This window comes from Embleya sp. NBC_00896, assembly GCF_045207785.1.
GTDB lineage: Bacteria > Actinomycetota > Actinomycetes > Streptomycetales > Streptomycetaceae > Embleya.
The window spans coordinates 1776688-1802714 of the sequence record NZ_CP108776.1 but is presented as its reverse complement, the minus strand read 5'-3'; the positions used below and the strand labels follow the sequence as shown (position 1 = coordinate 1802714).

At 71.6% G+C, this 26027-nt stretch carries 24 protein-coding genes; 15 read left to right on the top strand and 9 right to left on the bottom strand.

What is annotated here, in order from left to right; translation table 11 throughout:
• Window positions 1–26 precede the first annotated feature (26 nt).
• Both OG928_RS08110 and OG928_RS08105 read left to right on the top strand, forming a co-directional pair.
• The gene (locus tag OG928_RS08110) at window positions 27–899 is read left to right on the top strand and encodes an amidohydrolase family protein (RefSeq protein WP_406281018.1); all 873 of its coding nucleotides are present in this window, start codon (window positions 27–29) and stop codon (window positions 897–899) included.
• Window positions 900–904: 5 nt separating this feature from the next.
• Window positions 905–2137 carry an amidohydrolase family protein gene (locus OG928_RS08105; RefSeq protein WP_406281016.1) on the top strand — a complete coding sequence of 411 codons (1233 nt, stop codon included), beginning with the start codon at window positions 905–907 and terminating at the stop codon, window positions 2135–2137.
• Between the two features lie 67 nt (window positions 2138–2204).
• On the opposite strand, the gene OG928_RS08100 is transcribed toward OG928_RS08105, so the two are convergent.
• A complete protein-coding gene (locus tag OG928_RS08100) occupies window positions 2205–2930 on the bottom strand; it encodes an SDR family NAD(P)-dependent oxidoreductase (RefSeq protein WP_406281014.1) in 726 nt (241 codons plus the stop codon).
• A 195-nt stretch (window positions 2931–3125) separates the two neighbouring features.
• Between OG928_RS08100 and OG928_RS08095 the strand changes: the two genes are divergently transcribed.
• Window positions 3126–3611: a nitroreductase/quinone reductase family protein gene (locus OG928_RS08095; protein WP_406281012.1), complete on the top strand. Its 486-nt coding sequence runs from the start codon at window positions 3126–3128 to the stop codon at window positions 3609–3611.
• A gap of 194 nt (window positions 3612–3805) precedes the next feature.
• Here OG928_RS08095 and OG928_RS08090 read toward each other — a convergent pair whose 3' ends face one another.
• Window positions 3806–4837, bottom strand: coding sequence for a sugar phosphate isomerase/epimerase family protein (locus tag OG928_RS08090; RefSeq protein ID WP_406281010.1), 1032 nt, complete (start codon window positions 4835–4837; stop codon window positions 3806–3808).
• Window positions 4834–5076 carry a hypothetical protein gene (locus OG928_RS08085; protein WP_406281008.1) on the bottom strand — a complete coding sequence of 81 codons (243 nt, stop codon included), beginning with the start codon at window positions 5074–5076 and terminating at the stop codon, window positions 4834–4836. Before OG928_RS08085 ends, OG928_RS08090 begins: the two co-directional genes overlap by 4 nt.
• A 223-nt stretch (window positions 5077–5299) precedes the next feature.
• On the opposite strand from OG928_RS08085, the gene OG928_RS08080 reads away from it, so the two are divergent.
• A complete protein-coding gene (locus OG928_RS08080) occupies window positions 5300–6439 on the top strand; it encodes an ROK family protein (RefSeq protein WP_406281007.1) in 1140 nt (379 codons plus the stop codon).
• Here OG928_RS08080 and OG928_RS08075 read toward each other — a convergent pair.
• On the bottom strand, window positions 6432–7829 hold the full coding sequence (locus tag OG928_RS08075) for an acyl-CoA synthetase (protein WP_406281005.1): 1398 nt from the start codon (window positions 7827–7829) through the stop codon (window positions 6432–6434). The genes OG928_RS08080 and OG928_RS08075 overlap by 8 nt on opposite strands.
• 237 nt (window positions 7830–8066) lie before the next feature.
• On the opposite strand from OG928_RS08075, the gene OG928_RS08070 reads away from it, so the two are divergent.
• The 3 genes from OG928_RS08070 (at window position 8067) to OG928_RS08060 (ending at window position 10487) form a co-directional block, all read left to right on the top strand.
• Entirely contained in the window at window positions 8067–8912 is an 846-nt protein-coding gene (locus OG928_RS08070) for a hypothetical protein (protein ID WP_406281003.1), read from the top strand.
• Window positions 8913–9091: 179 nt separating this feature from the next.
• Entirely contained in the window at window positions 9092–9814 is a 723-nt protein-coding gene (locus OG928_RS08065) for a hypothetical protein (protein ID WP_406281002.1), read from the top strand.
• 91 nt (window positions 9815–9905) lie between these two features.
• A complete protein-coding gene (locus tag OG928_RS08060; RefSeq protein ID WP_406281000.1) occupies window positions 9906–10487 on the top strand; it encodes a TerD family protein in 582 nt (193 codons plus the stop codon).
• A 30-nt stretch (window positions 10488–10517) separates the two neighbouring features.
• On the opposite strand, the gene OG928_RS08055 is transcribed toward OG928_RS08060, so the two are convergent.
• Window positions 10518–11087: a sigma-70 family RNA polymerase sigma factor gene (locus OG928_RS08055; protein WP_406290849.1), complete on the bottom strand. Its 570-nt coding sequence runs from the start codon at window positions 11085–11087 to the stop codon at window positions 10518–10520.
• 286 nt (window positions 11088–11373) lie between these two features.
• On the opposite strand from OG928_RS08055, the gene OG928_RS08050 reads away from it, so the two are divergent.
• Window positions 11374–12489: a glutamate--cysteine ligase gene (locus OG928_RS08050; RefSeq protein WP_406280998.1), complete on the top strand. Its 1116-nt coding sequence runs from the start codon at window positions 11374–11376 to the stop codon at window positions 12487–12489.
• A gap of 133 nt (window positions 12490–12622) precedes the next feature.
• On the opposite strand, the gene OG928_RS08045 is transcribed toward OG928_RS08050, so the two are convergent.
• On the bottom strand, window positions 12623–13177 hold the full coding sequence (locus OG928_RS08045) for a DUF3558 family protein (RefSeq protein WP_406280996.1): 555 nt from the start codon (window positions 13175–13177) through the stop codon (window positions 12623–12625).
• Between the two features lie 398 nt (window positions 13178–13575).
• Here OG928_RS08045 and OG928_RS08040 point away from each other — a divergent pair, with 398 nt between their 5' ends.
• The 3 genes from OG928_RS08040 to OG928_RS08030 all read left to right on the top strand — a co-directional run bounded on the left by OG928_RS08040 (window position 13576) and on the right by OG928_RS08030 (window position 19240).
• Window positions 13576–16950, top strand: a complete 3375-nt coding sequence (locus OG928_RS08040; RefSeq protein WP_406280994.1) for a pyruvate carboxylase — start codon at window positions 13576–13578, stop codon at window positions 16948–16950.
• A gap of 402 nt (window positions 16951–17352) precedes the next feature.
• Complete coding sequence (locus tag OG928_RS08035) at window positions 17353–18240, top strand: RNA polymerase sigma factor SigF (protein WP_395859658.1); 888 nt, start codon at window positions 17353–17355, stop codon at window positions 18238–18240.
• Between the two features lie 121 nt (window positions 18241–18361).
• A complete protein-coding gene (locus tag OG928_RS08030; RefSeq protein ID WP_406280992.1) occupies window positions 18362–19240 on the top strand; it encodes a SigB/SigF/SigG family RNA polymerase sigma factor in 879 nt (292 codons plus the stop codon).
• A gap of 84 nt (window positions 19241–19324) precedes the next feature.
• Here the strand turns inward: OG928_RS08030 and OG928_RS08025 are convergent, their stop codons facing one another.
• A complete protein-coding gene (locus tag OG928_RS08025; protein ID WP_406280990.1) occupies window positions 19325–20116 on the bottom strand; it encodes a PIG-L deacetylase family protein in 792 nt (263 codons plus the stop codon).
• A 133-nt stretch (window positions 20117–20249) separates the two neighbouring features.
• On the bottom strand, window positions 20250–21755 hold the full coding sequence (locus OG928_RS08020; protein ID WP_406280988.1) for an MFS transporter: 1506 nt from the start codon (window positions 21753–21755) through the stop codon (window positions 20250–20252).
• A 167-nt stretch (window positions 21756–21922) separates the two neighbouring features.
• Between OG928_RS08020 and OG928_RS08015 the strand changes: the two genes are divergently transcribed.
• Window positions 21923–22369 (top strand): MarR family winged helix-turn-helix transcriptional regulator, encoded by a 447-nt coding sequence (locus OG928_RS08015; protein WP_406290847.1) that lies wholly within the window; start codon window positions 21923–21925, stop codon window positions 22367–22369.
• Window positions 22370–22376: 7 nt separating this feature from the next.
• Here OG928_RS08015 and OG928_RS08010 read toward each other — a convergent pair whose 3' ends face one another.
• Window positions 22377–23021 (bottom strand): hypothetical protein, encoded by a 645-nt coding sequence (locus tag OG928_RS08010; protein WP_406280986.1) that lies wholly within the window; start codon window positions 23019–23021, stop codon window positions 22377–22379.
• A gap of 193 nt (window positions 23022–23214) precedes the next feature.
• Here OG928_RS08010 and OG928_RS08005 point away from each other — a divergent pair, with 193 nt between their 5' ends.
• The 3 genes from OG928_RS08005 (at window position 23215) to OG928_RS07995 (ending at window position 25940) form a co-directional block, all read left to right on the top strand.
• Window positions 23215–24228 (top strand): WD40 repeat domain-containing protein, encoded by a 1014-nt coding sequence (locus OG928_RS08005; RefSeq protein ID WP_406280984.1) that lies wholly within the window; start codon window positions 23215–23217, stop codon window positions 24226–24228.
• A gap of 91 nt (window positions 24229–24319) precedes the next feature.
• Window positions 24320–25129, top strand: coding sequence for an ABC transporter ATP-binding protein (locus OG928_RS08000; protein ID WP_406280983.1), 810 nt, complete (start codon window positions 24320–24322; stop codon window positions 25127–25129).
• Between the two features lie 250 nt (window positions 25130–25379).
• Window positions 25380–25940, top strand: a complete 561-nt coding sequence (locus OG928_RS07995; protein ID WP_406280981.1) for a DoxX family protein — start codon at window positions 25380–25382, stop codon at window positions 25938–25940.
• The last annotated feature ends 87 nt before the right edge of the window (window positions 25941–26027 follow it).

Below are 26027 nucleotides of genomic sequence, written 5' to 3'. Positions count from 1 at the left end.
CAACTTAATGGCGCAGGGGGTTTGCCATGTCCGATGTCGGGCCGGTCGAGCCGGGGGCGGTCGATCTGATGATCGGCTTCCCAAGTGCACAGGCCAAGAGCCACTACGACTTCCTCAAGCCGCAGCTTCGCGACGCGGAGAGCGGCACGATGGAGTTCCCCGCCGAGTACATGTTCAAGGGCGTGCCGAACCACCTCGACGAGGGCGTCGACCCGGTCGCGGTGACGCTCGGTCAAATGGACGCGTGCGGCGTCGAGATCGGGCTCGTGGGCCTGGGCGAGACCGCCCTGCGCGCGATCGCCGAGCACCCGACCCGGTTCCGGCCCACTCTGGAGGTGGACCCCAACGAGATCACCGCCGGGGTCCGGCGGATCCGGCAGGCGCACGACGAGCACGGCATCGTCGCGGTGACCACTTTCCCGGCGGGCTGCAATCCGCAGGTGCCGGTGAGCGATCGGCGCTACTACCCGATCTACCAGACGTGCATCGACCTCGACATCCCGATCGTGTCCAACGCGGGTATCGCCGGCCCACGCGTGCCCTCCGCGTGCCAGGACGTCATGCACTTCGATCAGGTCTGTTACGACTTCCCGGAGCTGCGGATCGTGATGCGGCACGGCGCCGAGCCGTGGGAGGACCTCGCGGTCAAGCTCATGCTCAAGTGGCCGGGGCTGTACTACATGACCTCGGCGTTCGCGCCGAAGTACTACCCGAAGGCGATCGTCGACTACGCGAACACGCGCGGCGCCGACAAGGTGATGTACGCGGGCTACTACCCGATGGGCCTGTCCCTGGAGCGGATCTTCCGCGAGCTGCCGAACGTGCCGTTCAAGCCCGAGGTGCGGGCGAAGTTCCTGCGGGAGAACGCCATGCGGGTCTTCAAGCTGGGCGGGGAGTGAGGGCGGTGGCTGCCGTGGCCCCGGTGACCTCCGCGACTTCCGCGACGGACCGCCGTTACACGATCATCTCGGCGGACGGGCACGCCGGTGCCGGGATGGACACCTACCGCGAGTTCCTGGACCCGGCGTGGCGCGACGAGTTCGACGCGTGGCGGGACAGGTACCGGAATCCGTTCCGTGACCTCCAGGGGGATCGGCGGACCCGCAACTGGGACGACGACCGGCGGATCGCCGAGCTGGAGGCGGACGGGATCGTCGCCGAGGTGGTGTTCCCCAACACCGTCCCGCCGTTCTTCCCCACCGGGCAACTGCTCGCGCGGCCGCCGTCGGAACGCTCGTACGCCCGGCGCCTCGCCGGGATCCGGGCGCACAACCGGTGGCTGGCCCAGTGGTGCGGCGGCGCGAACTCCGTTCGTCGGGCGGGACTTGCCCAGGTGTTCCTGAACAACATCGACGACGCGATCGCGGAAGCGGTGTGGGCCCGGGAGAACGGGCTCGCGGGCATCCTGATCCCGACCACGCCGCCGGACGTGGCCGGCATCCTGCCGCTGTACGCGCCGGAGTGGGACCGGTTGTGGGAGGTCTGCCAGGACCTGGAGTTGGCGGTGGTCAACCACGGGGGATCGGGCAGCCCGGACTACGGGCCCTACCCCGCCTCGACGTTCCTGTGGATCGCCGAGGCCACGCTGTTCTCCCGCCGGCCGCTGACCCACATGCTGCTGTCGGGGGCGTTCGCGCGCTTTCCCCGGCTGAAGTTCGCGATCACCGAGCAGGGCGCGGCCTGGATCCCGCCGGTGCTGCGGCAGTTGGACGGCTACCACGCGCAGATGGCGTCCGGTCGGATCGGTGAGCTCAAGTACACCGAGGCCGACCGGCTGCCCGAGCCGCCGAGCGCCTACTTCGCCCGCAACTGTCGGGTCGGCGCGAGCTTCCCGTCGCCGACCGAGGCGGCGGCCCGGCACGAACTGGGCGTGGACCGGTACATGTGGGGCGCGGACTACCCGCACGACGAGGGCACCTACCCGTACACGCGGGAGGCTCTGCGCCGTTCGTTCCACGACGCCTCGCCCGCCGAACTGCGCGCGATCCTGGCCGGCAACGCGGCCGACCTGTACGGGTTCGACCTGGCGGCGCTGGACGCGCTCGCGGCGCGGGTCGGGCCGACCCACGCGGAGATCGCCGAGCCGCTGGAGGCGCTGCCGGCGGACAGCAACAGCCCGGCGTTCACCCGGCCCTGACGCCGGGTCGGCGACACCTCGGCGACACCTCGGCGACTTCCCTCGGCGACCCCGTCCAGCGACCCCTTCAGCGACCCAGGACGTGGCCGCCGCTGACGTTGACGAACTCGCCGCAGATGTAGCCGGCTTCGGGGGAGGCGACGAACACGACCGCCGCGGCGACGTCCTCGGGCCGGCCCACGCGCTTGACCAGGGTGGTCTCGGCCCGGCGGGCGTGCTCGGCGGCGTCCTGGACCATGTCGAAGGCGAACTCGGTGTCGGCGATGTAGCCCGGGATCACCACGTTGGCGGTGATGCCGTCGGGGCCGACCCGGGTGGCGAGGGTGTGGTTCCAGGTGTGGATCGCGGCCTTCGCGGCGCCGTACGCGTTGTTGCCGCGCAGGCCCGCGGTCGAGCCGATCGACACGATCCGTCCGCCCGGGCGGGCCAGCCGGGGAAGCGGCGCCTCGGTCAGCAGCACGGCGGGCAGCACGATGTGGTCGTACATCCGGCGCCAGTGGTCGGCGATCGCGGCCAGGCCCGGCTCGGTCGGCAGCGGCATGCGCTGACCGGCGTTGTTGACCAGGACGTCCACGTGTTCGGGCAGCTCCGCGCGGGCGCGCTCGACCGCGTGCGGGTCGGTCAGGTCCAGGGCCAGCGCGGCGCCGCCGATCTCCTTCGCCACCGCCGCGATCGGTTCGGGTCGGCGGCCGAGCACGGTCACGTGGTCCCCGCGGTCGGCGAACGCGCGCGCGATGGCCCGTCCGATCCCGCTGCCGCCCCCGCTGACCACCACGAAACGCCTTGTGCCCATGGTTCGTTGCCTCCTTCGACGTGTCGGCGATCCTACGAGCGCGGACGCACTGCGATCGGGCCGTAACGATGTGATGACGGGCACGTGTGCGCCCCGGCGGTCGGAATGCCGACCACGTGAGCATTGATGGTTGGCGAGGTCGCGGCTAGAGTCGCGCAACCGAATTGCCGCACGTGCGCTCCCTGGAGAACGATCATGGTGGAACAGAAGAACGACGAGTTCATCGAGCCCTCGCCCGAGGAGATCGTCCTCTTCACCAAGGAGCACGTCTCACAGATGGAGCAGTCGGACGGTGACGACGTCTGGCACCTGGCGGGGATGAACCACGTCCTGCTGCACACCGTCGGCCGCAAGAGCGGCAGGCTGCACAAGGTCGCGCTGCCGTTCTGGGCGGACGAGGACGGCCACCGCATCGTGGTCGGGTCGTTCGCGGGCGCGGCAAAGCACCCGTCGTGGTACGTGAACCTGACCGACCGCACGGCCAACCCGCAGTTGCTCGTGCGCGTCCAGGGCGCCACGTTCTGGAGCACCGCCGAGATCCTCGACGGCGACGAGTACACCAAGACGTGGGCCGGCCTCACCGCCGACCGCGACTACTACAACAACTACCAAACCCGCACCACCCGCCGCATCCCCCTGATTCGCCTCCCGGAGACGACCCTGATCGCCCGCCGGGGCTGACGAGGCATCAGAACCCATCGACGCGAGGGACCTTCGTCACACGAGACGACTCCGTCGAGCGTGAGCACGTCCCGGATGTGGCGCTGTCAGCGGTACAGCGGAGCGACCGACGTCGCGACGAACGCCCTGGCGGCGCGCATCCTTGCCGCAGTCGACGACGCCCAATCCGGTCGCGTCGCCTCCGGTCACGCCGATCACCCCTGGTCCCGAGTCGAATCGGCGTCGCGCCGCCGCGAGAAGGCCGCGTCGAAGGACACGCTCGGCGGGTCGAAGTCGAAGTCGCGCAGTCGGGCGAGCGCCTCCGGGGCGCCGCGCAGCCGGTCCATCCCGGCGTCCTCCCACTCGATCGAGATCGGCCCGGTGTAGCCGATCGCGGTGAGCGTGCGGAAGATCGCCTCCCACGGGGCGTCGCCGCGGCCCGCCGACACGAAGTCCCAGCCGCGGCGCGGGTCGCCCCACGGCAGGTGCGAGCCGAGCCGGCCGGTGCGGCCGTCGAACCGGGTCTTGGTGTCCTTGCAGTCCACATGCAGGATGTGGTCCTTGAAGTCGAGCAGGAACTGCACGGGGTCGATCTGTTGCCAGATCATGTGGCTCGGGTCGAAGTTGAGCCCGAACGCGGGATGCCCATCGATCGCGTCGAGCGTCGCGGCCGTCGTGTAGTGGTCGTACGCGATCTCGCTCGGGTGCACTTCGAGGGCGAACCGCACGCCGCACTCCGCGAACACGTCCAGGATCGGCGTCCACCGAGCCGCGAACTCCGCGTAGCCGGCGGCGATCCGGGCGGCCGGCACCGGCGGGAACATGGCCACGGTGTGCCAGATCGGCGAGCCGGTGAAGCCGATCACGGTGTCCACGCCGAAGGCGCGGGCCGCCCGCGCGGTCGCGATCATCTCCTCGGCGGCGCGGCCCCGCACGCCCTCGGGGTCGCCGTCGCCCCACACGTGCGCGGGCAGGATCGCCTCGTGCCGCTCGTCGATCACGTGGTCGCAGACCGCCTGCCCGACCAGGTGGTTCGAGATCGCCCAGCAGGAGAGGCCGTATCGCTTGAGCAGCGCGTGCCGGCCGGCCACGTAGTCGGGCTCGGCGAGGGCGCGCCGGACCTCGAAGTGGTCGCCGGAGCAGGCGATCTCCAGGCCGTCGTAGCCCCACTCGGCGGCGAGCCGGGCCACCTCCTCGAGCGGAAGATCGGCCCACTGGCCGGTGAACAGGGTGAACGGGCGACTCATATGGTGCTCCTCTCGAAGGTACGCGTCGATTCGCCGGCCTCCGGGACGTCCTGCCGGGTGCCGTGACCGGTGCTGGGCAGCGCCGCGTCGAGCGCGAGCCGGCCCTGGAGACCGGCGGTGAAGTCGGGCAGGAGCGGCACCCCGAAGTGCCGGGCGACGGTGTGCCAGGCGTGGGTGTGCGCTCTGCCCATGAAGCCGTGGCCGACCATCCCGACGCCGATCCGCCGTTGTCCCGCCACGACTTCCTCCAGGGCTCGCCCATCACCGGACCGATCCTGCGTTCGGTCCGTGCCGGCCTCGCGTTCAAGGAAGCTTCGAGCACCCGTCAGTTGTGCGCAATACGGTTGGAACTTATTTCCGATCTGGACATAAGTCTGAACGCCTCGTAGTGTGACGGATGATGACGGATCGTCAGATAGGACGCTCGGAGGGGTAGTGCAGGGACGCCGAGAGCTCGAGGGCATGAGCACGCTGGTGACACTCGTCGGAAGCGGGCGGGCGACGACCCGAACCGAGTTGGCGGCGGCCACCGGGGTCTCCCGGACCACCGTCACGCAGCGGATCGGCCGACTGATCGACCTGGGCCTGTTGATCGAGCACGGCAACGGCCGCTCGGACGGCGGTCGGCCGCCGACGATGCTGTCGGTGGACCCGGCGGCCGGCGTGCTGCTCGCCGCCGACCTCGGCGCCACGCACTGCCTGCTGGCGGTCTCCGACCTCGGCGGCAACACGCTGCTGCGGGCGGGGTCCGACATCGACATCGACGCGGGCCCCACCGCCGTCCTGCGGCACGTCCGCGAGGGCTTCGACCAACTCCTCGCCGGGGTCCGCCGGCCCGCCGCGGACGTGCGCGGGATCGGGATCGGGGTGCCGGGTCCGGTCGAGTTCTCCACCGGGACGGTGGTGCGTCCGCCGATCATGTCCGGCTGGGACGGCGCGTGTGTGCCCGAACTGCTCGGCGGCTTCCCGGGCGTGCCGATCCTGGTCGACAACGACGTCAACGTGATGGCGCTGGGCGAGCACCGGCACCACCGCGACGTGGCCAACCTGCTCTACATCAAGATCGGCACCGGGATCGGCTGCGGGATCGTCACCGCCGGCCGTCTCTACCGCGGTACCGACGGCGCGGCCGGCGACATCGGGCACATCCGGCTGCCCGGCCACGAGAACACCGTGTGCCATTGCGGCAAGACCGGCTGTGTCGAGGCGGTCGCCTCGGGGGCCGCGCTCGTGCGCGAACTACGGGCGCAGGGACTGGATGTGACCAACAGTCGGGACATCGCCCGACTGGCCCTGGAGGGCAACGCCACCGCGCGCCGCGCGGTCCGGATCGCCGGGCGCCGGCTCGGCGAGGTGCTCGCGGCGGTGGTGAGCTTCCACAACCCGGGCCGGATCGTGATCGGCGGCGCGTTCGACGCCCTCGCCGAGGACCTGCTCGCCGAGATCAAGGCGGTCGTCTACCGCGGCGTGCTGCCGCTGGCGACCCGTTCGCTGCGGATCGAGGCGGGCGCGCTCGGCGATCAGGCCGCGATCGTCGGCGCGACCGCGCTCGCGCTCGAACACGCGCTGTCCCCGGCCGGATTGGCGCCGCTGCTCAATTGACCAGCAGCTTCTTCTGTACCTTGCCCATCGCGTTACGGGGCAGTTCGGCGACGAACACCACGCGTCGCGGGCGCTTGTGCGCGGACAGCCCGCGGGCGACGTGGTCGATCAGCTGACGCTCGCTCACCTCGCCGTCGCACACCACGTAGGCGACGATCTCCTGGCCCAGGTCGGCGTGCGGGGCGCCGACCACGGCCGCCTCGCGGACCGCCGGGTGGGTGAGCAGCGCGCCCTCGACCTCACCCGCGCCGACCCGGTAGCCGCCGGTCTTGATCAGGTCGGTGGAGGCCCGGCCGACGATCCGGTGCCAGCCGTCGGCGCCGATCGCCGCGACGTCGCCGGTGCGGAACCAGCCGTCGGCGGTCATCGTCTCGGCGGTCGCCTCGGGGAGATTGAGGTAGCCCTGGAACACCGTCGCCGACCGGACCTGCAACTCGCCCACGGTCTCGCCGTCGTGCGGACAGCGCGCGCCGTCCTCGCCGACCAGGCGGGTCTCCACGCCGGTGATCGGCAGCCCGACGAACCCGGGCCTGCGCTCGCCGTCGGCCCGGGTGCTGAGCGTGATCAACGTCTCGGTCATCCCGTACCGCTCGATCGGCCGGTGCCCGGTGAGCTCCGCGACCCGCTCGAACACCGGGATCGGCAGCGGCGCGCTCCCGGACACCAGCAGCCGCGCGCCGGCCAACGCCTTGGCCGCGTCCGGGTCCTGCGCGATCCGCGACCACACCGTCGGCACCCCGAAGTACAGGCTGCCGCCCGCCCGCGCGTACGCCTCGGGGGTCGGCCGCCCGGTGTGTACCAGCCGCGAACCGGTGCGCAGCGCGCCGAGCACGCCCAGGATCAGGCCGTGCACGTGGAACAGCGGGAGGCCGTGCACCAGTACGTCGTCCGACGTCCACGCCCACGCGTCGGCGATCCCGTCCAGGCCCGCCGCGATCGCCGAGTGCGGGATCAGCACGCCCTTGGGCGCCCCCGTCGTGCCGCTGGTGTACAGGATCAGCCCGATCGCGTCCGGCGCCGGCTGCGTGTGCGTGCCCGCCGAGCGCGCCGTGAGGTCGATCGGCATCGTGGGCAGTCCGGAGTCCGTCCACGGGCCGGGCGAAAGCAGCAGCGCGGCCCCGGAGTCGGACAGGATGTGCGCGCGCTCCAGCGGACCCGAATCCGGCGGCACCGGCACCACCGGCACCCCCGCGAGCAGCCCGGCCAGCACCGCGACCACCGTGCCCTGCTCCGCCCCCGCGCGGACCGCGACCGCGGGCGCCCCCGCGATCCGATCCGCGAGCGCCCCGGCGGCCCCGAACAACGCCTCCCGCGACATCGCCTCGCCGGCGACGGTCACCGCGTCGGGTCGATCCGGGACGGGACCGTCGAGCGAGACGAGAGCGGTCACGACACAACCTCCGAGTACGGCGGGCCAGTGCGGCGATGGTATTCGGGCGGGACGGGGCCGAGGAAACCCGGCCGGGGGCGCCGACGAAGCCCGAACGGGCCGCTCTCGCCGCCCGAGGTCAAGGGTTTCCCCCAGGACGGGTGGGCGATGGGACCATAACGTGGGTGGGGGCGTGGGAACCCTTCGGGCGGAGACCGCGTCCCAAGGGCACGACATCGGGTGGACCTAGGAGTGGCAGTGCGTCGAAATACCGCGAAGAGCCTGAGGATCGCAGCCGTCGCGGCGGCGTGCATATCGCTCGGCACGTTGACCGCGTGCGGATCCGACGAGAGCCCTCTGTCGACGATCGAGCAGGTGTCGCCGACCGTGTCGCAGAAGTCGAACACGACATCGTCGGGGTTGGACGAGACCGTCGCCAACGCCGACCTGGAGGTCGGCGAACTCGTGCGCCGGGCAAAGCAGTCCGCCACCAAGGTCAAGACCGTGCACGTGATCGCGGACATCGTCTCCAAGGGCAAGGCGATCAAGCTCGACCTGCGGGTGGACCGCGACAGTGAGGACTTCCAGGGCAGCATCGAGCAGGACGGCGTGCGCCTGGAGGTGCGCCGGATCGACGCCGACATGTACGTCCGCGGCAACGAGAGCGCCTACCGCAAGCTGGTCGGCGCGGTGGACGGCGAGCTCGCCGCCAAGCTGCTCGCCGGGAAGTGGCTCAAGGGCGACGCCGGCAGCGACCAGCTGCGCGGCCTGCGCAACGTCACGACCGTCGCCGACCCGGGCGCGGTGCTCAAGAACTTCCCCGAGGACGGCGTCAAGCTGCCCAAGGAGACCATCAACGGCCGCGAGATGATCCCGCTGACCGGCCCGCCCGGAGACGACGACGGCAAGGTCTACATCGAGGCCCAGGGCGGCAAGCCCTACCCGGTCATGGTCGTGTCCGAGGACGCCGACAACAGCGGCACCATCAGCTACGGCGACTTCGACGCGCCGGTGAAGGTGGACAAGCCGCCGGCCGCCGACGTGATCGAAATCCCCCAGCGCAACAGCGCCACCGGCACACCCCGGCCGGGCAGCACCGCCTGACGTGTTGTCACTCCAAGGAGTGAGTCGCGCACGCCACGTGATCGAACTGCGCTAGCCTGGCGCCGCCGATCCCGCGGAGTGCGCGGCACCGTGCGCCACGGCGGGAACCGTGCCACGGCAAGAACCGTGCCATGGCGGACAACGAACAGCGGACAGCGAACAGCGAACAAAGGTGTGTCGTGCGCCCTGGTCCACCCCTTCTGGTCGCCGCCACGCTGCTGCTCGCGGGTTGCGCCGCCGCCGAATCCCACTCCGACGTACAGTCGGCCGGCGCGGCGAACTCGGGGCTGGACACCGAACAACTCCTGGAGCGCGCGGGCCGGGCCACCGCCGACCTGCGCACCGTGCACATGGTCGCGGCGCTCAAGGACAACGGCACGCCCGTGACCGTCGACGTCCGAGTCCGGTTGGACAGCCGCGACTTCGCCGGCCGGCTCGACTATCGCGGCAACGTGCTCACGCTCACCCGGGTCGGCAAGGACCTGTACGTCAAGGCCGATCCCGCGTACCTGGCCAAGAGCACCGGCATCACCGATCAGCGGCTGACCCGCGCGCTCGCCGGCAAGTACCTCAAGGCGCCCGCCGGCGATCCGCGCTTCGCCGGGATCGAGGGCTTCCTGCGGCTCGCCGACCCCGGCCCCGCGCTCCTGGACGCCAAGGGCAGGGTCAGCAAGCGGCCGGTCGAACTCCGCGACGGCGTCGCCCTGGTGCCGCTCAGCGGCCCGAGCGAGGACCAGGTGTCCACGTCGACCATGTACATCGCCGAACACGGCGCCCCGCGCGTCGCGCGGATCGTCAACGACGACGTGAACGACGGCGCGACGATCAGCTACGACCGCTTCGACGAACCCCTCGACCTGCCCCCGCCGCCGCCGAACGACGTGGTCGAGCTACCGCGCTGACCCACTCGCCCTAGGATGCTGTCCGTCCATGCGCCCGTCGTTCCATGTGACGGGTCGCAACATCGGGGAACCACCGCGGAGGGGAGTTGCGATGACGGTCGTTCTCGCACAGGGGGATCGCGTCACCATCGGCAAGGACGGGGCCGGCTCGATCGGTCGGGTCCGGATGGGATTGGGCTGGGACCCGATCAAGCACGAGGGCCTTCGACCGGGACTACAGGCGCTCACCGGCGTCGACCTGGACGCGTCGTGCCTGCTGTTCGACGCCGACGATCGACTCGTGGACACCGTGTGGCCGCGACAGTTGGTCTCCAAGGACGGTGCGGTCACGCACACCGGCGACAACACCACCGGCGCCGGTGAGGGCGACGACGAGTCGATCATCGTGGACCTCGCCGCGCTGCCGCTGCGCGTGACGGCCCTGGTGTTCACGGTCAGCGCGTTCTCCAGCGACGACTTCTCGCGGGTGTCGAACGCGTTCTGCCGGCTCGTGGACGAGCGCGACGAGAGCGAACTCGTGCGCTACGAGCTGTCCGCCACCGGCGCGCACAACGCGCAGATCATGGTCAAGCTCGCGCGCGGCGGCGACGGCTGGGTGCTGACCGCGGTCGGTCAGCCGGCCGACGGCAACACGTTCAACGACCTGCTGCCCGCGGTCCAGAAGTACCTGTAGGCGAATCCCGACACACAGTCACCGGGCGGACTACGCCGCGACGGGCCAACGCTCGTGCGCGTAGTCCGCCAGCGCCTCGCGCAGTCGGCGCCGGCCGCGGTGCAGACGCGACATCACCGTGCCGAGCGGGACGCCCATGAACGCGGCGATCTCCTTGTACGCGTAGCCCTCGACGTCGGCGAGGTACACCGCGACGCGGAACTCCTCGGGCAGCTCCCGCAGCGCGCCGATCACGGCCGTGTCCGGCAGGTGGTCGAGCGCCTCGGTCTCGGCCGAGCGCAGGCCCGTCGACTCGTGCGATCCCGCGCGGTACAGCTGCCAGTCCTCGATCTCCTGCACGCCCGTCACCACCGGCTGCCGCTGCTTCTTGCGATACGAGGTGATGAAGGTGTTGGAGAGGATCCGATACAGCCAGGCCTTGAGGTTCGTGCCGTCCCGATACTGATGGAACGACGCGTAGGCCTTCGTGAAGGTCTCCTGGACGAGATCCTCGGCGTCCGAGGCGTTGCGGGTCATTCGCAGGGCGGCCGGGTACAGCGGAGCCAGGTACGGCACGGCGTCCCGTTCGAAGCGGTCGCGCCGGACTCCGGGCGTGGTCATGACATCGCTCAACTCGTCGCTCCCGGTCCGAAATGTACGAACCCGTCGGCGCCCACACGGTCTAGGTTGCGCCCGGGTATGTATCTCCCCTGCCCACCATGTGCCCGCCGATGCCTGGATATCCCGGGTCATTGGTCCTTCTTCGCAGGGTATGACAGACAGTATGCGCCCTTGGGCGGATTGCCCACCGGTCTCGGCGGTGATCGATGACGGAGCGTCAAAAAGTCATGGCTGTCCGCCTATCGCCGGCGTTCCCCGAGCCGGCGGAGAGCCCTATCCTCGGGCAATGGGTGACTCTGCGCGCACGGTCATGATCGGAGTGGAAGAAGAGTTCCACATCGTCGATCTGCACACCCGACGGCTGGTCCCGCGAGTCGCGGACGTGCTGGGCGGGCTGTCCGAGAAGGGATTCACCACCGAGTTCCGCGCATCGATCGTCGAGACGAACAGCGAACCGCACGCCGAGCTGGCCGAACTCCGCGAGGACCTGCTCGGCACCCGCCGCTCGCTCGTGCAGACCGCCGGCCGCCTGGGACTGGGCATCGCCGCCGCCGGAACCGTGCCGATCGGGTGCGTGGACGAGATCACCACCACCCCCGACCCGCGCTACCTCGCGATGGCCCGCCAATACCGCGAGCTCGCCGAGGAGCAGCTGATCTGCGGCGCCCAGGTGCACGTCGACGTCGCCGACCGCGAGCTGGCGGTCGCGATCCTGCCCTACCTCGCGCCGTGGCTGCCGGTCCTGCTCGCGCTGTCCGCGAGCTCGCCCTACTGGCTCGGCCGGGACACCGGCTACGCGAGCTGGCGCACCCTGGTGTGGCAGCGGTGGCCCACCACCGGGCCGCCGGGCACGTACGCGTCGGCCGCCGAGTACGACGCGACGGTGGCCGCGCTGGTGCGCTCCGGGGTGATCGGCGACGCCGGGATGATCTATTACGACGTCCGGCCGTCCCGGCACCTGCCGACCCTGGAACTGCGGGTATGCGACGCGTGCCCCGCCGTGGACGACGTGCTGTTGATCGCGGGACTGTTCCGGGCGCTGGTGGTGCACTCGTGCGGCATGGTGCTGGGCGGGGCCGGGGCTCCGGCGACGCGGCCCGAACTGCTGCGCGCGGCCACCTGGCGGGCCGCGCGGTCCGGCCTGGAGGGCGTGCTGGTGGACCCGATCGAGCTGCGCGCGTCGCCGGCCGCGCGGGTGGTGAGCCGGCTCCTGGAGCGGCTGCGGCCGATCCTGGAGGAGATGGGCGACTGGCTGATGGTCCGCGACGCCGCGGTCACCGCGCTGGCCCGCGGCAGCTGGGCCGGCCGGCAGCGCGCGGCCGTCCGCCGCGGCGCTTCGCTCGCGGACGTGGTGGACATGGTGCTCACCGAGACGCGCGGCGACCCACGAACCCGGAGCTGAGGTGGCGACGGTCGAGACGCCCCGCGCCCGGAGAGCGGACGTGGGGACGCCGAAAGAAGCCCGAAAGCCGCACCCGCCACCGGGCCGCGCCCACACCCCCCGCCCGGGCCCGCCCCGACCCCCGGACCCCCCGCTACAGCTTCCCGACCGCCTGCTTCGCGAGCGCGATCAGCTGGTCCTTGGTCGGCGGTGGCTCGCCCCCACCGGCGTTGAGCGAGAACACCGCCGTCTCGTCGCCCTTGCGGGCGGCCACCACCAGGACGCCGCCGATCGTGTCGGGCTGGACGTACACCGCCGCGTCGCCGACACCGGTGACCTTTTCGGTCCGAGTGTCCCCGAGCGTGCCGAGATAGGCCTCCAGCGCCTTGTCCACGCCGCCCGACGCCTTCGACCGGGTCGCGATCGTGCTGATCACCGGGACGCCGTCGGCGGCCGCGTAATCGCAGCCCAGCGGGTTCTGCGCGGCCTTGAGACCGGGCAGCGCCAGCACTTGCGCGACCTGGTCGGCGGTCAGCACCGCGCACGCGTCGACCGCCCGCAGGTCGCTGCCCACGCCGGTGTCGCCGGCACCGGTCGCTCCCGGACTCGGGCCCTTGTCGCCGTCCGCCTTCGTATCGCCGTCGCTGCACGCGGCCAACTGCAGCACGACGGCCAGAGCCGCGACCACCACGCCGATCCGAACCCTCACGGTGCTCCTCATTTCCCGGTCGTTTCCCGGTTCCGCCTGCCGGCGACTTCCCGGGCCCGACTTCCCGGCACACGCGGCCGACCACGCGGCCCCTGCGCAGATCGTCGCGGCTTCCGACCGGCGCGACAATGCCGCCGCGTCTCGCGATTCGGGCTGCGATCAAGGTCACACCGACTCCGATGAACCCGAAAATCCCAGGTGGGAGGCTCGAATCGGTCTTCTGCGGTATGCCCGGCATGTGGACCGGCCCTGCGGGGCACCTGCACACGTGTCCTAAAGTCACGCAGGTTCGACCCCGATGCCACGGCCCGAACCGGGGCACGGCACCCTGTCGTTCCGAGGCACCCGTCCCGATTTCCCCCGCACCCGGACACCCCGGGCAAGGAGGTACGTAGCTCGTGATCCGCAAGCTGTTGGTGGCCAACCGCGGCGAAATCGCCGTGCGCGCCCTGCGCGCCGCCACCGAGCTCGACATCACCACGGTCGCCGTCTACGCGTACGAGGACCGTCACTCCCTGCATCGTCAGAAGGCGGACGAGAGCTACGAGATCGGCGAGCGGGGCCACCCGCTGCGCGCCTACCTCGACGTCGACACGATCGTCGGCGCGGCGATCGCGTGCGGCGCCGACGCCATCTACCCCGGCTACGGCTTCCTGTCCGAGAACCCGCTGCTCGCCGAGGCGTGCGAGGCCAACGGCATCACCTTCGTCGGCCCCTCGTCCGACGTGCTCTCGCTCGCGGGCAACAAGGTGCGCGCCCTCGAGGCCGCGAAGAGCGCCGGGCTGCCGACCCTGCAGACCGCCCCTCCGCAGGACGACGTGGACGCCCTCGTCGCCGCCGCGGACGCGATCGGCTTCCCGATCTTCGTCAAGGCCGCCGCCGGCGGTGGCGGCCGCGGGCTGCGCAAGGTGGAGCGCCGCGAGGAGCTGCGCTCGTCGATCGAGACCGCGATGCGCGAGGCGCAGACCGCGTTCGGCGACCCGACGGTCTTCCTCGAAGAGGCCGTGATCCGCCCGCGCCACATCGAGGTGCAGATCCTCGCGGGGGCCGACGGCGGCGTCGTGCACCTGTACGAGCGCGACTGCTCGATGCAGCGGCGGCACCAGAAGGTCATCGAGATCGCCCCCGCGCCCAACCTCGACCCCGAGCTGCGCGACCGGATCTGCGCCGACGCCGTGCGCTTCGCCGAGGCCATCGGCTACCGCAACGCCGGCACCGTCGAGTTCCTGCTCGACGAGCGCGGCCGGTACGTGTTCATCGAGATGAACCCGCGCATCCAGGTCGAGCACACCGTGACCGAGGAGGTCACCGGTGTCGACCTCGTGCAGGCCCAGCTGCGGGTCGCCGCGGGCGCGAGCCTGACCGACCTCGGCCTGGTGCAGAGCGAGATCCGGATCCAGGGTGCGGCCCTGCAGTGCCGGATCACCACCGAGGACCCCTCGGCCGACTTCCGCCCCGACACCGGCACGGTCTCCGCGTACCGTTCGCCCGGCGGCGCGGGCGTGCGCCTGGACGGCGGCACCTACACCGGTGCCGAGGTGCTGCCGTACTTCGACTCGATGCTGGTCAAGCTGACCTGCCGGGGCCGCACCTTCGCCGACGCGGTCAGCCGGGCCCGGCGCGCGGTCGCCGAGTTCCGGATCCGCGGCGTCGCGACCAACATCCCGTTCCTGCAGGCCGTGCTCGACGACCCGACCTTCCGCGAGGGTCGGATCACCACGTCGTTCATCGACGAGCACCCCGAGCTGGTCCGCACCCGCCCCGGCGCCGACCGCGGCACGCGACTGCTCGCGTACCTGGCCGACGTCACGGTCAACCGCCCGTACGGCCCGACGCCGGCGATCGCGGTCCCGCGCACCAAGCTGCCCGAGCTGCCCACCGGCGACCTGCCCGCCGGCGGCCGGGACCGGCTCCGGGAACTGGGCGCGGCCGGCTTCGCCCGCGCGCTGCGCGAGCAGACCGCGCTCGCGATCACCGACACCACCTTCCGCGACGCGCACCAGTCGCTGCTCGCGACCCGCGTGCGCACGTACGACCTCGCGGCGGTGGCCCCCTACGTCGCGCGGATGACGCCCGAACTGCTCAGCGTCGAGGCGTGGGGCGGCGCGACCTACGACGTCGCACTGCGCTTCCTCAAGGAGGACCCGTGGCACCGCCTCGCGGCGCTGCGCGAGGGCATGCCCAACCTCAACCTCCAGATGCTGCTCCGCGGCCGGAACACCGTCGGGTACACGCCCTACCCCGACAAGGTGTGCGTGAAGTTCGTCGAGGAGGCCGCCCGCACCGGCATCGACGTGTTCCGGATCTTCGACGCGCTCAACGACGTCGAGGCGATGCGCCCGGCCATCGAGGCCACCCTCGGCACGCACGCGATCGCCGAGGGCACGCTGTGCTACACCGGCGACCTGTCCAACCCGGCCGAGCGGCTGTACACCCTGGACTACTACCTGCGGCTCGCCGAGCAGCTGGTCGAGGCCGGTGTGCACGTGCTGTGCGTCAAGGACATGGCGGGCCTGCTCCGGGCGCCGGCCGCGCGCACGCTGATCGGCGCGCTGCGCGAGCGTTTCGACCTCCCGGTGCACCTGCACACGCACGACACCGCCGGCGGCCAGCTCGCGACCTACATCGCCGCCATCGAGGCGGGCGTGGACGCGATCGACGGCGCCTCGGCCGCGCTCGCGGGCACCACGAGCCAGCCGCCGCTGTCGGCGATCGTGGCCGCGACCGACTACACCGAGCGCGCCACCGGCCTGTCCCTGGACGCGCTGTGCGAGCTGGAGCCCTACTGGGCCGCGGTGCGCGAGGCGTACGCGCCGTTCGAGTCGGGCCTGCCCGCGCCGACCGGCCGGGTGTACCGCCACGAGATCCCGGGCGGCCAGCTCTCCAACCTGCGCCAGCAGGCGATCGCGCTGGGCCTGGGGCACAAGTTCGAGGACATCGAGAACGCCTACGCGGCCTCGAACCGGATTCTCGGCAACATCGTCAAGGTCACCCCCTCCAGCAAGGTCGTCGGCGACCTCGCGCTGCACCTGAGCGCGGTCGGCGCCGACCCGGCCAAGTTCGAGGCCGACCCGGGCGCGTTCGACGTGCCCGACTCGGTGATCGGCTTCCTCCAGGGCGAGCTGGGCACGCCGCCCGGCGGCTGGCCCGAGCCGTTCCGCACCCGGGCCCTCGCGGGCCGGACCGCGAGCTCGGCCCGCACGGTCGAGCTGACCGCGGCGCAGGACGCCGCCCTGGACGGCGACGAGCTGCGCGACACGCTCAACCGGCTGCTGTTCCCCGGCCCGGCCAAGGACTACGACGAGGCCGAGCGGCTGTACGGCGACGTCTCCGCGGTCCCGACCGTGCCGTTCCTGTACGGCCTGGTCCAGGGCGAGGAACTGGCGATCGAGCTGTCCACCGGCGTCGCGCTCTACCTCGCGGTCGAGGCGGTCGGCGACGCCGACGAGCGCGGCTTCCGCACCGTGTACTGCCGGATGAACGGCCAGCCGCGCGTGCTCTCGGTGCGCGACCGCTCGGTCAAGCCGGCCCGCCCGGAGAGCGAGCGCGCCAACGCGGACAACCCGAAGCACGTCGCCGCGCCGTTCAGCGGCGTGGTCACGCTCCAGGTGGCGGTGGGCGACGAGATCGAGGCCGGCGCCACGGTGGCCACGATCGAGGCGATGAAGATGGAGGCATCGATCACCGCGCAGGCCGCGGGCACCGTCGGCCGGCTCGCGATCGGCGCGGTGTCGTCGGTCGAGGCCGGGGACCTGCTGCTCGAACTGAGCTGATTCCGACCGGCCGGCGGACCGGCCGACCCGTCGATCCGGCGGCACCGAGCGCGCCGATCGGGGTCGAGCGGGCCGCGGCCTGATCCAACCCGATCGGTTTCCCGGTCGGACCGACCACAACGAACCACCACCCGAGCACTCGGGTGGTGGTTCGTGGCGTTTTCCGGACACGTTTGGCAGACGTTTGATTGCGTGATGTCTGCTTTGACTGCGCCGTATGGGCTGCTTTCGTTCGTTTTTTCCGTTTCGCCGGTCGGTCGTTTGCCGAGGTGGGCACGTGTGTCGCGATCCTGGCGTCAGGACGTACCCCCAGAGGGCTCTTGATCTTCCTGTGCTCCAGGTCACAGACTCGATGTCGCTCGGGGTTATCGGTGTCCATCCATCCGGATTGGGAGACCCTGCATGGCCGTGCGCCTGAGCACCCTCGACACGACCGCGGAACCCCGCGCTGCCGCACCCCCTCCACCCCCGACCGTCGACCTGGACGATCTGCTGGCCCATCCGCACCTCGTCACGCGGTTGCCCACCCCGATGGCCCGCGCCGCGGGCGACCTGATGCTCGCCCGGCTGGCCACCCTGGAACCGGGCACCGTCGACCACTCGTACCTGCGCGGACTGCTCGTCGAGCTCAACCTGCCGATGGTCCGGCACGCCGCCGGGCGCTACCGCCGGCGCGGCGAGCCCGTCGAGGACATCGTGCAGGTCGGCACGATCGGCCTGATCAAGGCGATCGACCGCTACGAGGCGGACCGCGGCAGCAGCTTCATGGCCTACGCGATGCCGACCATCATCGGCGAGATCAAGCGCTTCTTCCGCGACACGTCGTGGTCGGTCCGGGTCCCGCGCCGACTGCGCGAACTGCGTACCGAGCTGCTGCGCGCCACCGACGAACTGACCGCGCTGCACGGCCGCACGCCGACGCCGCGCGAGCTGTCGGAACGGCTGTGCATCACCGAGGAGGAGGTGCTCGAAGGTCTCGACGCGTGCACGGTGTACACCGCGACCTCGCTCGACGAGACCGCCTACGGCGACGCCGACGGCCAGGAGACGGTCGGTGACCGACTCGGCTCCGAGGACCACGCGCTCGACCTGGTCGAGTACCGCGAGGCGCTGCGCCCGCTGCTCGCCGAACTGCCGCAACGCGAGCGCGCCATTCTGGTGATGCGGTTCTACGGAAACCTTACGCAGGCGCAGATCGGTGAGCGGATCGGCATCTCGCAGATGCATGTGTCCCGCCTTCTCGCCCGCACACTGGCCTCGCTCCGCGAACGGCTCATGATCCCGGGCTGATCGCCCCGCGCGGTGTCGAAACGCCGGCACGCGTTCCCTTTCCCGATGGTCGCCCGAGGTTTGCCTCCGAAACGGCTGAGAAGCCGCAAGGCGTACGCTCGACTCGGGAAGGGGAACGCGCATGAGCGTTCGGCTCGACCGCAAGCACCCGCACCACCCCGTCGACCCCGAGGGTGGTGTCCCGACCGTCGACGAGGTCCTGACGGACCCCCGCCGGATCGAGGACCTGGCCCCGCTGGAAGCCCGCGACCTCGGCGAGCGCATGCTCCGCGTCCTGGCCCGCACCGAACCCGGCACGCGTCTGCACAGCGAACTGCGCGGATGCCTGGTCACCCTGAACATGCCGCTCGTCCGGCACGCCGCCGGGCGCTACCGGCGGCGGGTGGAGCCGATGGAGGACATCGTCCAGGTCGGCACGATCGGCCTGATCAAGGCGATCGACCGCTACGACGGCGCCCGCGAGACCGGGTTCCTGGCCTACGCGATGCCCACGATCGCGGGCGAGATCAAGCGCTTCTTCCGGGACACCTCGTGGGCGGTACGGGTGCCCCGCCGGTTGCGCGAACTGCGCGCCGAGCTGCTGCGGGCCAACGACACCCTCACCGCCGACCTCGGCCACGCGCCGGCGCCCGCCGAACTCGCGGAGGTCCTGCACCTGACCGAGGACCAGGTCAGCGAGGGGCTCACCGCGTGCTCCGCGTACAGCGCCTCCTCGCTCGACGAATCGGCCTTCGGCGACGGCGGCACGGTCGGCGACCGGATGGGCCGCGAGGACCACGAGCTCGACCTGGTCGAGTATCGCGAGTCCCTCAAGCCGCTGATCGCCGGTCTGCCGCAGCGCGAACGGACCATCCTGGCACTGCGCTTCACCGGCGACATGACGCAGGCGCAGATCGGCGAACGGCTCGGCATCTCCCAGATGCACGTGTCCCGGCTGCTCAGCCACACCCTGGAGATCCTGCGTGACGGCCTGACGGCACGCGAGAGCTTCGCGACCTGACCCGCCGGGGCGGCCGTGCCGCCCTCGAACGCCGGACGGCCGCGACACGCCCTCGGCGGGGCCCGGCGGGCGTTCGAGGCCGATTCAGCGGAACAGGACCTCGTACGGTCGCCGGAAGTACACGAGCTTCTCCGGCGGCAGTGGCACTCGGTCGTCCCGCCCCGGGACCAGGGGCGCGATCTGTGACGCGAGGCAGGACAGGGCCCGTTCCTTGCGTGCCCGCTGCACCTCGGTCAGATCGACCCGGATGGCCCGACTCCACGGCACTCGGGGGTCGTCGGGGCGCGCCCACTGCCACATCCGCAACGGGAACTCCAGTAGGCCGACGCCGGCCTCGACGCACGCGGTGCTCGCCGCGCGACCGGTGCTGTCGTGATCGGCGAAGCCGTCGGAACGCCAATTCGCCGCGCACAGCGCGAAATCGGTGACGAGCGGGAGCAGTCGATCGACGAGATCGCGTTCGTGGTCGGCGACCGTGCGGTCCGGGATCCGCAGCCGGATCACCTCGAGGGGAGCCACTCCACCGGGATTGCCGACGATGGTCGCGAAGGCCCGATCGGACTCGCGCACGCGCCGCGCGGCGAGCACGGAGCCGGGTAGTCGGCTGCCCGGGTGCGAGGCGTCGCCATCGGTCACGGTGACCACGCGCACCCGCGAACCGACCGACACCGCACGGGAGATGAGTCCGCCCACGCCGAGGACGGCGTCCTCGGGGTGGGCTGCCACTACCACGAGCCCACCGGCCAACACCGGCCAGTCGTCCGGGAGTTCGTCCGGCAGGGCCTGGCGCTGCCAGTCCGATTCGGAGGTCCACGGTGTCTCGCCGGCCGGATCGGGTCCCGGTGAACGCGATCCGCGGAAGGTGGGAAGGCTCATGGTGTCTCCCTGTCGAGGGGGCGGAGTGAAGGTGGCGGTCTCCCAAGGGTGTGGTCGGCGCCGGGGGTAAGACTTACGAGCATCGGCTACCCGGGCGGGGTTTGCCATGTGCGATGGCGGAATTGATGTCCGGTCAGGGGGAGGTCTTGACAATCGCGCCGTCGTCGTTCCGGTTGTGTGCCGGAATGTGGGCCGCTTCGACCGGTTTGCGACCGGGGATGAAAACCGCCACGAGCAGGCCGATGACGGCCGCTCCGCAGCCGAGCCACAGGGCCGTGACGAAGGCGTCGTGCGAGGGGAACTCGCGCCCATCGGCGCGCATCGTCATGTCGGCGAGCACGACGCCGATCACGGCGCTGGAGGTCGAGGTGCCGATCGAGCGCATGAGCGTGTTCAGGCCGGTCGCCGACCCGGTCTCGCCGATCGGCACGGCCTGCATGATCAGCGACGGCATCGCCGCGTACGCGAGCGCGACCCCGACGGCGGAGAGCACGGCCATCGCGACGATCTTCCAGAGCGCGTCGAGCATGAACACCGAGAGCGCGTATCCGATCGCGATCACCACGGTGCCGACCATGAGCGACACCTTGGGCCCACGCGCGGCCGAGAGTCGCGCGGACAGCGGCGAGATCAGCATCATCACGATCCCGGACGGCGCCATGCACAGACCGGCGACCACCATGCTCTTGCCCAGCCCGTAGCCGGTCGACTCGGGGTTCATCAGCACCTGCGGGAACACCAGCGACTGGGCGAACATCGCGAAGCCGACCACGATCGACGCGAGGTTGGTGAACAACACCTGCGGCTTGGCCGAGATGCGCAGGTCGACGAGCGGCTGGGCGGTGCGCAGTTCGAGGCGGCCCCACACGAGCAGCACCACGACCGCGAGGCCGAACAGGCCGAGGGTGATCGGTCCGCTCCAGCCCCAGTCGGCGCCCTTGGTGATCGCCAAGAGCAGCGCGACCAGGCCGACGGACAGTCCGGCGGCGCCGGCGAAGTCGAACCGGCCGGGCAGCCGGACCGACGACTCGGGGACCAGGAGCAGGACGAGGGCGATGTCGAGCGCGCCGATCGCCCCGGCGGCCCAGAACATCATGTGCCAGTCGGCGTTCTGCGCGATCAGCGCGGCCACCGGCAGGCCGATCGCGCCGCCGATCCCGAGCGTCGCGCTCATCAGCGCGATCGAGGAACCCAGCTTCGCGGGCGGGAGTTCGTCGCGCATGATGCTGATGCCGAGCGGGATCACGCCGAACGAGGCGCCCTGGAGGAAGCGGCCGAGCACCATCGGGAGCAGTGCGTCGGACAGCGCGCACAGCACCGACCCCGCGACCATCAGGCCGAGGCTGACCACCAGGATCCGCCGCTTGCCGAACATGTCGCCCAGGCGGCCCATCACCGGCGTGCACACGGCTCCCGACAGCAGCGTCGCGGTCACCACCCAGGACGCGTTGGCGGGGGACGTGTCGAGCAGGTGCGGCAGGCTGGGCAGCAGCGGTACGACCAGGGTCTGCATGAGCGCCACGACCACACCGCAGAAGGCGAGCACCGCCACCACGACGCCCGAGCGGTCGACCGCTCCGGGCGCGTGGGCGGGGTCCGCCGCCGGGCTTGGTTCGGGTGTGCCGCTCGGACCGGTCACTGACTGCCTCCCAGGCCGTTGTCATGGTCGATGAATGTGCACGATACACATGATGTGTATCGTGCACATTGCCTGGGGTGGCTTCGATCACGGCATTAGGGTCGTGGGGACGGCGCACTGGTGTGAGGGCGGGAGTGGACGTGTTGGAAGGCATCGAGCGGGAGCTGATGCTGATCGCTCGGCACCACGTCATGGGCAAGCGGCGCGGCGACGGCATGGAGCGGTCGGCCTACCTGTTGCTGACCCGGCTGGAGGTCGAGGGGCCGATGTCGATCGGACAGCTCGCAGAAGCGTTTCGGCTGGATACCTCGACGGTGAATCGGCAGGTCGCGGCCCTGCTTCGGGCCGGTGACGCGGAGCGGATCGCGGACCCGGAAGGCGGCCTGGCGCGCAAGTTGCGGATCACCGAGGACGGCGTGGGCCGGCTCGCGAGCGAGCGCGAGATGCACTGCGAGGGGCTGGAACGCGTGCTCGCGTCCTGGGACGAGAGCGAACGGCGCGAGCTGTTCGACGTGTTGACGCGCTTCAACCGCTCCGTCGAGGGCGTCGAGGGGCGCGAGTGGCCGCGGCATGACTTGACGGCGGAGCGAGGCGGGGGCGCCGCGCGGGGCTGACGCGGGGTCAGGGGGCCTTGCCGGGGCCGGGGCCGGTCTCGGGGTCGGCTTCGGGAGCGGGCTCCGGGGCGGAAGTGGGTTCCGGGCCGGGAGTGGTCTCCGCATCGGGGCCGGACCGCGCCTCGGGGCCGGGTTCGGGTTCGGTGTCCGGGTCGGGCTCCGCGTCGGCTGCGTCGGCCGGTTCCGGGGCTGCCTCCGGAGGGGCTTCGGCCGGGTCGGCCGCGGTTTCCGCCGGGGCGGGATCCGTCGCGGCCTGCGGGGCCGGGGCAGGAGCCGGGGCCGGAGCAGGAGCGGGGGTCGGTGCGGCTGCGCTCTCGGGAGTTCGAGCGGGGGCGGGTTCGGTCTCGGTGTCGGCCTCGGCGCCGGTGTCCGGCCTCGGCGCGGGATCGGCCGCCGGCTCGGGCTCCGCCTTCGGCGCGGCCGCCGCGGTCGCTTCGGTGCGTGGCTCGGGCAACGCCGCGGTGCCCGGGGCGGGTTCCGCCGTCGGCGCCGAGCCGGGTTCGGCGACCTCGTCGTACTCGTCGTCCCCCGCGTCCGCGAACCGGCGTCGTCCCGCGACGGCGAGCAGTGCGCCGGCCGCGACCAGAACCAGGCCCGCCATGAAGATCTTCGGTTCGTTGCCGCTGGCGCCCGCGAGGTTCGCCGCGGCCATGGTCGTACCTTCGAAGGTCCTCAACGGTTAAGTCCGATCCATTGGCGAACGGTTGCGGTCGTCTTCCCAGCAGACTCGACTTATTAGCAGACTCGACGAGCCCAGGGAAACCGGCCCGGACCTGAGAGTTTTCCTGGCCGAAACACGAACGCGCAAGGATCGCCCCGCGAACAAGGGAGCCGCGATGACTGTCATGGCGACACGTACGGGGCTGGGCTGGGAGCACGGGATCGACGATGTACCGTCCGCCGTCGCGGTATCGGGTGGATTGTGTGTAGTCGCGGGAGCGGCCGGCGGGGTTCGGCTGCTCGACGCGGCGACCGGGCAGTTCCAGGCTCGGATCGTGCTGCCCGGCGGGGTGGACCGCGCCGGATTCTCGCCCGACGGTACGGTCGTCGCGCTCGCCGGGCCCACCGGATACGCGCTGTGGCGGGTCACCGACGGCGCCGTGCTGATGCGGACGACCGGCCTGCCCGCGCGCTTCGCGTGGTCCGCGGGCAGTGCCTGTGCGATCTCCTTCGGCGGGACCGTCCGGGTCTACGCGGGCGACTCCGGAACCGAGTTGTGGCGCGCGGTCGACGGGCCCGTGCAGGTGGACGACGTGGTGTGGGTCGACTCGGTCGGCGGGCTCGCGGTCGCGCTAGGCGGCGAGGTGTACATGTACGGGCCGCGAGGGCGGACGAACGTGTGGACCTATCCGATCCCCGTGCGCGTGCTCGCGGGTGCGCCCGACGGCGCGTGGCTGTGCGCGGCCGGCGACGCGCCGGGCGTGCACGTGCGCGGGGCCGGCGGTACACACGAGGACCTCGGCGCGGCCGGCAGCGCACCGGTGGCGGGGCTCGCGCTGGACGCCGCCGGGCGGTGGCTGGCCGCCGAGGACCGGGCCGGACTCACCGTGTGGGACCTCGCGGCCCGCGGCGGCCGGGTCCGCCCGCGACCGCGCCGGCTGCCGGCCCAGCCCTACGCGTGCCCGCCGCGGTGGCGGCCCGTGGGCACCGGTCTGATGGCCACCGCAGGCGGCGACGGCATGCTCGTGGTGTGGGACGTGCGGGCCGGGTCGGCCCGCCGGGCCCCGACCCCGCTCGCGCGCCGGCACGTCTCGGCGCCGGTGACCGCGCTCGCGTGGCACGGCCCGGACGCGCTGTTGTTCGCGGACCGGACCGGGCGGGTCGCCGCGCAGTGGTTCCCGGAGGTCGGATCGCGTTGACGGGGGACGGCCGGTGGGCGCCCGACGCCCGCGATCGAGGTTAGGTTAGCCTCACCTTACGATTGCTGTGTTCGGCCGGGAGGGTCCGCCCATGGAACTGCTCGTGGAAGATCTGCACGCCGGCTACCCGGGTCACCGCGCCGTGGCGGGCATCGACCTGTCCGTGGTGGGCGGCACCGTGGTCGCGATCGTCGGACCGAACGGTTGTGGCAAGTCCACGCTGCTTCGCTCGATCGCGCGCCTGCACAAGCCGGACCGGGGTCGGGTCACCATCGGCGGCGACGACATCTGGCGGCTGAAGCCGCGTCAGGCCGCGCACCGGGTGGGGCTGTTGCCGCAGAACCCGCAGGCGCCGGAGGCGGTCACCGTGGCCGGGCTGGTGCGTTATGGACGGCATCCGCACCAGGGCCTGTTCCGGCAGTGGTCGCGCGAGGACGAGCGGATCTGCCGGGACGCGCTGGCCGCGACCGGCGTGCTCGACCTGGCCGATCGGCGGCTCGACCGGCTCTCCGGCGGGCAGCGGCAGCGGTGCTGGGTCGCGATGGTGATCGCCCAGGAGGCGCCGGTGATGCTGCTCGACGAGCCGACCTCGGCGCTCGACCTCGGGCACGCGGTCGAGGTGCTGGGTCTGGTTCGGCAGGTGGCGGCGGGTGGGCGCACGGTGGTGATGGTCCTGCACGACCTGGCGTCGGCGGCTCGGTACGCGGATGTGCTGGTCGCGATGCGGGGTGGCGAGGTGGTCGCGTCCGGGGCGCCTCGGGAGGTCGTGGACGCGGATCTGGTGCGGGCGTTGTACGACGTGGACGCGGACATCCTGCGGGCGCCGGGTGACGACATGCCTGTCGTGGTGCCTCGTATGCCGGAGGCGGCGGTGTCGGCCTCAAGCGCCGGCCGGGCTTGAGGTGGGTCGGCCGGGTCGGAAGGTGTGGCCTCGAACGCCTTGTCCTCAAGCGCCGGACGGGCTGGGTTGGCTGGGCTTGGGATGTCGGCTGGGCTGAAAAGCCTGTCCTCAAGCGCCGGACGGGCTGGATTGGTTGGCCTGGGAGGTTGGGTGTTCCGTGGTCGGGATGACGTGGGACACGGTGCTTTCGGTGTGGCTCGGGTAGGTTGCCCACAGCAATGTGACGGTGTGTCAGCTGATGAGGTGGGCGATGTTCGGCAAGAAGAAGAATGCCGCGGTGGCGGTCGAGGCTGCGATCGAAGGCCGCGACGTGGCGGCACTCGTGCTCCGCGCGACGCTCGGCCCGATGCTCTTCGCGCACGGCTACAACAAGGTCGCCGGCCCCGGCGGCCTCGCCGGTACGACCGGTTGGTTCGAGTCGCTCGGCCTCAAGCCGGCCGAGGTGCACGCGCGCCTCGCGGCCGGTACCGAGATGGCGGCCGGCGTCGGCATAGCGCTCGGCCTCGCCAACCCGCTGCCGGCGGCGGCGACGGTCGGTCTGATGAGCGTCGCGGCGCAGACCGACCACAAGGGCAAGGGCTTCTTCGTCTTCAAGGGCGGCTGGGAGTACACCGCGATCGTCGGCGGCGCCGCGGTCGCGCTGGCCGCGCTCGGCAACGGCAAGTACTCGGTCGACGGCTTGATCGGACGCAAGAAGTCGGGTCTGCGCCCGGCGCTGTTCGCGGCCGGTGTCGGCGTCGCGAACGCCGCGCTGCTGATGAAGCTCTGCTACAAGCCGGAGCCCAAGCCGGACGAGACGGTCGAGGCCTGACCCGGAGAGTACGGACCCGGAAAGTACAGACCCGGAGACTGCGGACACTTCGGGTGCCGCCGGCCCGCGCCGATCCATCGGCGCGGG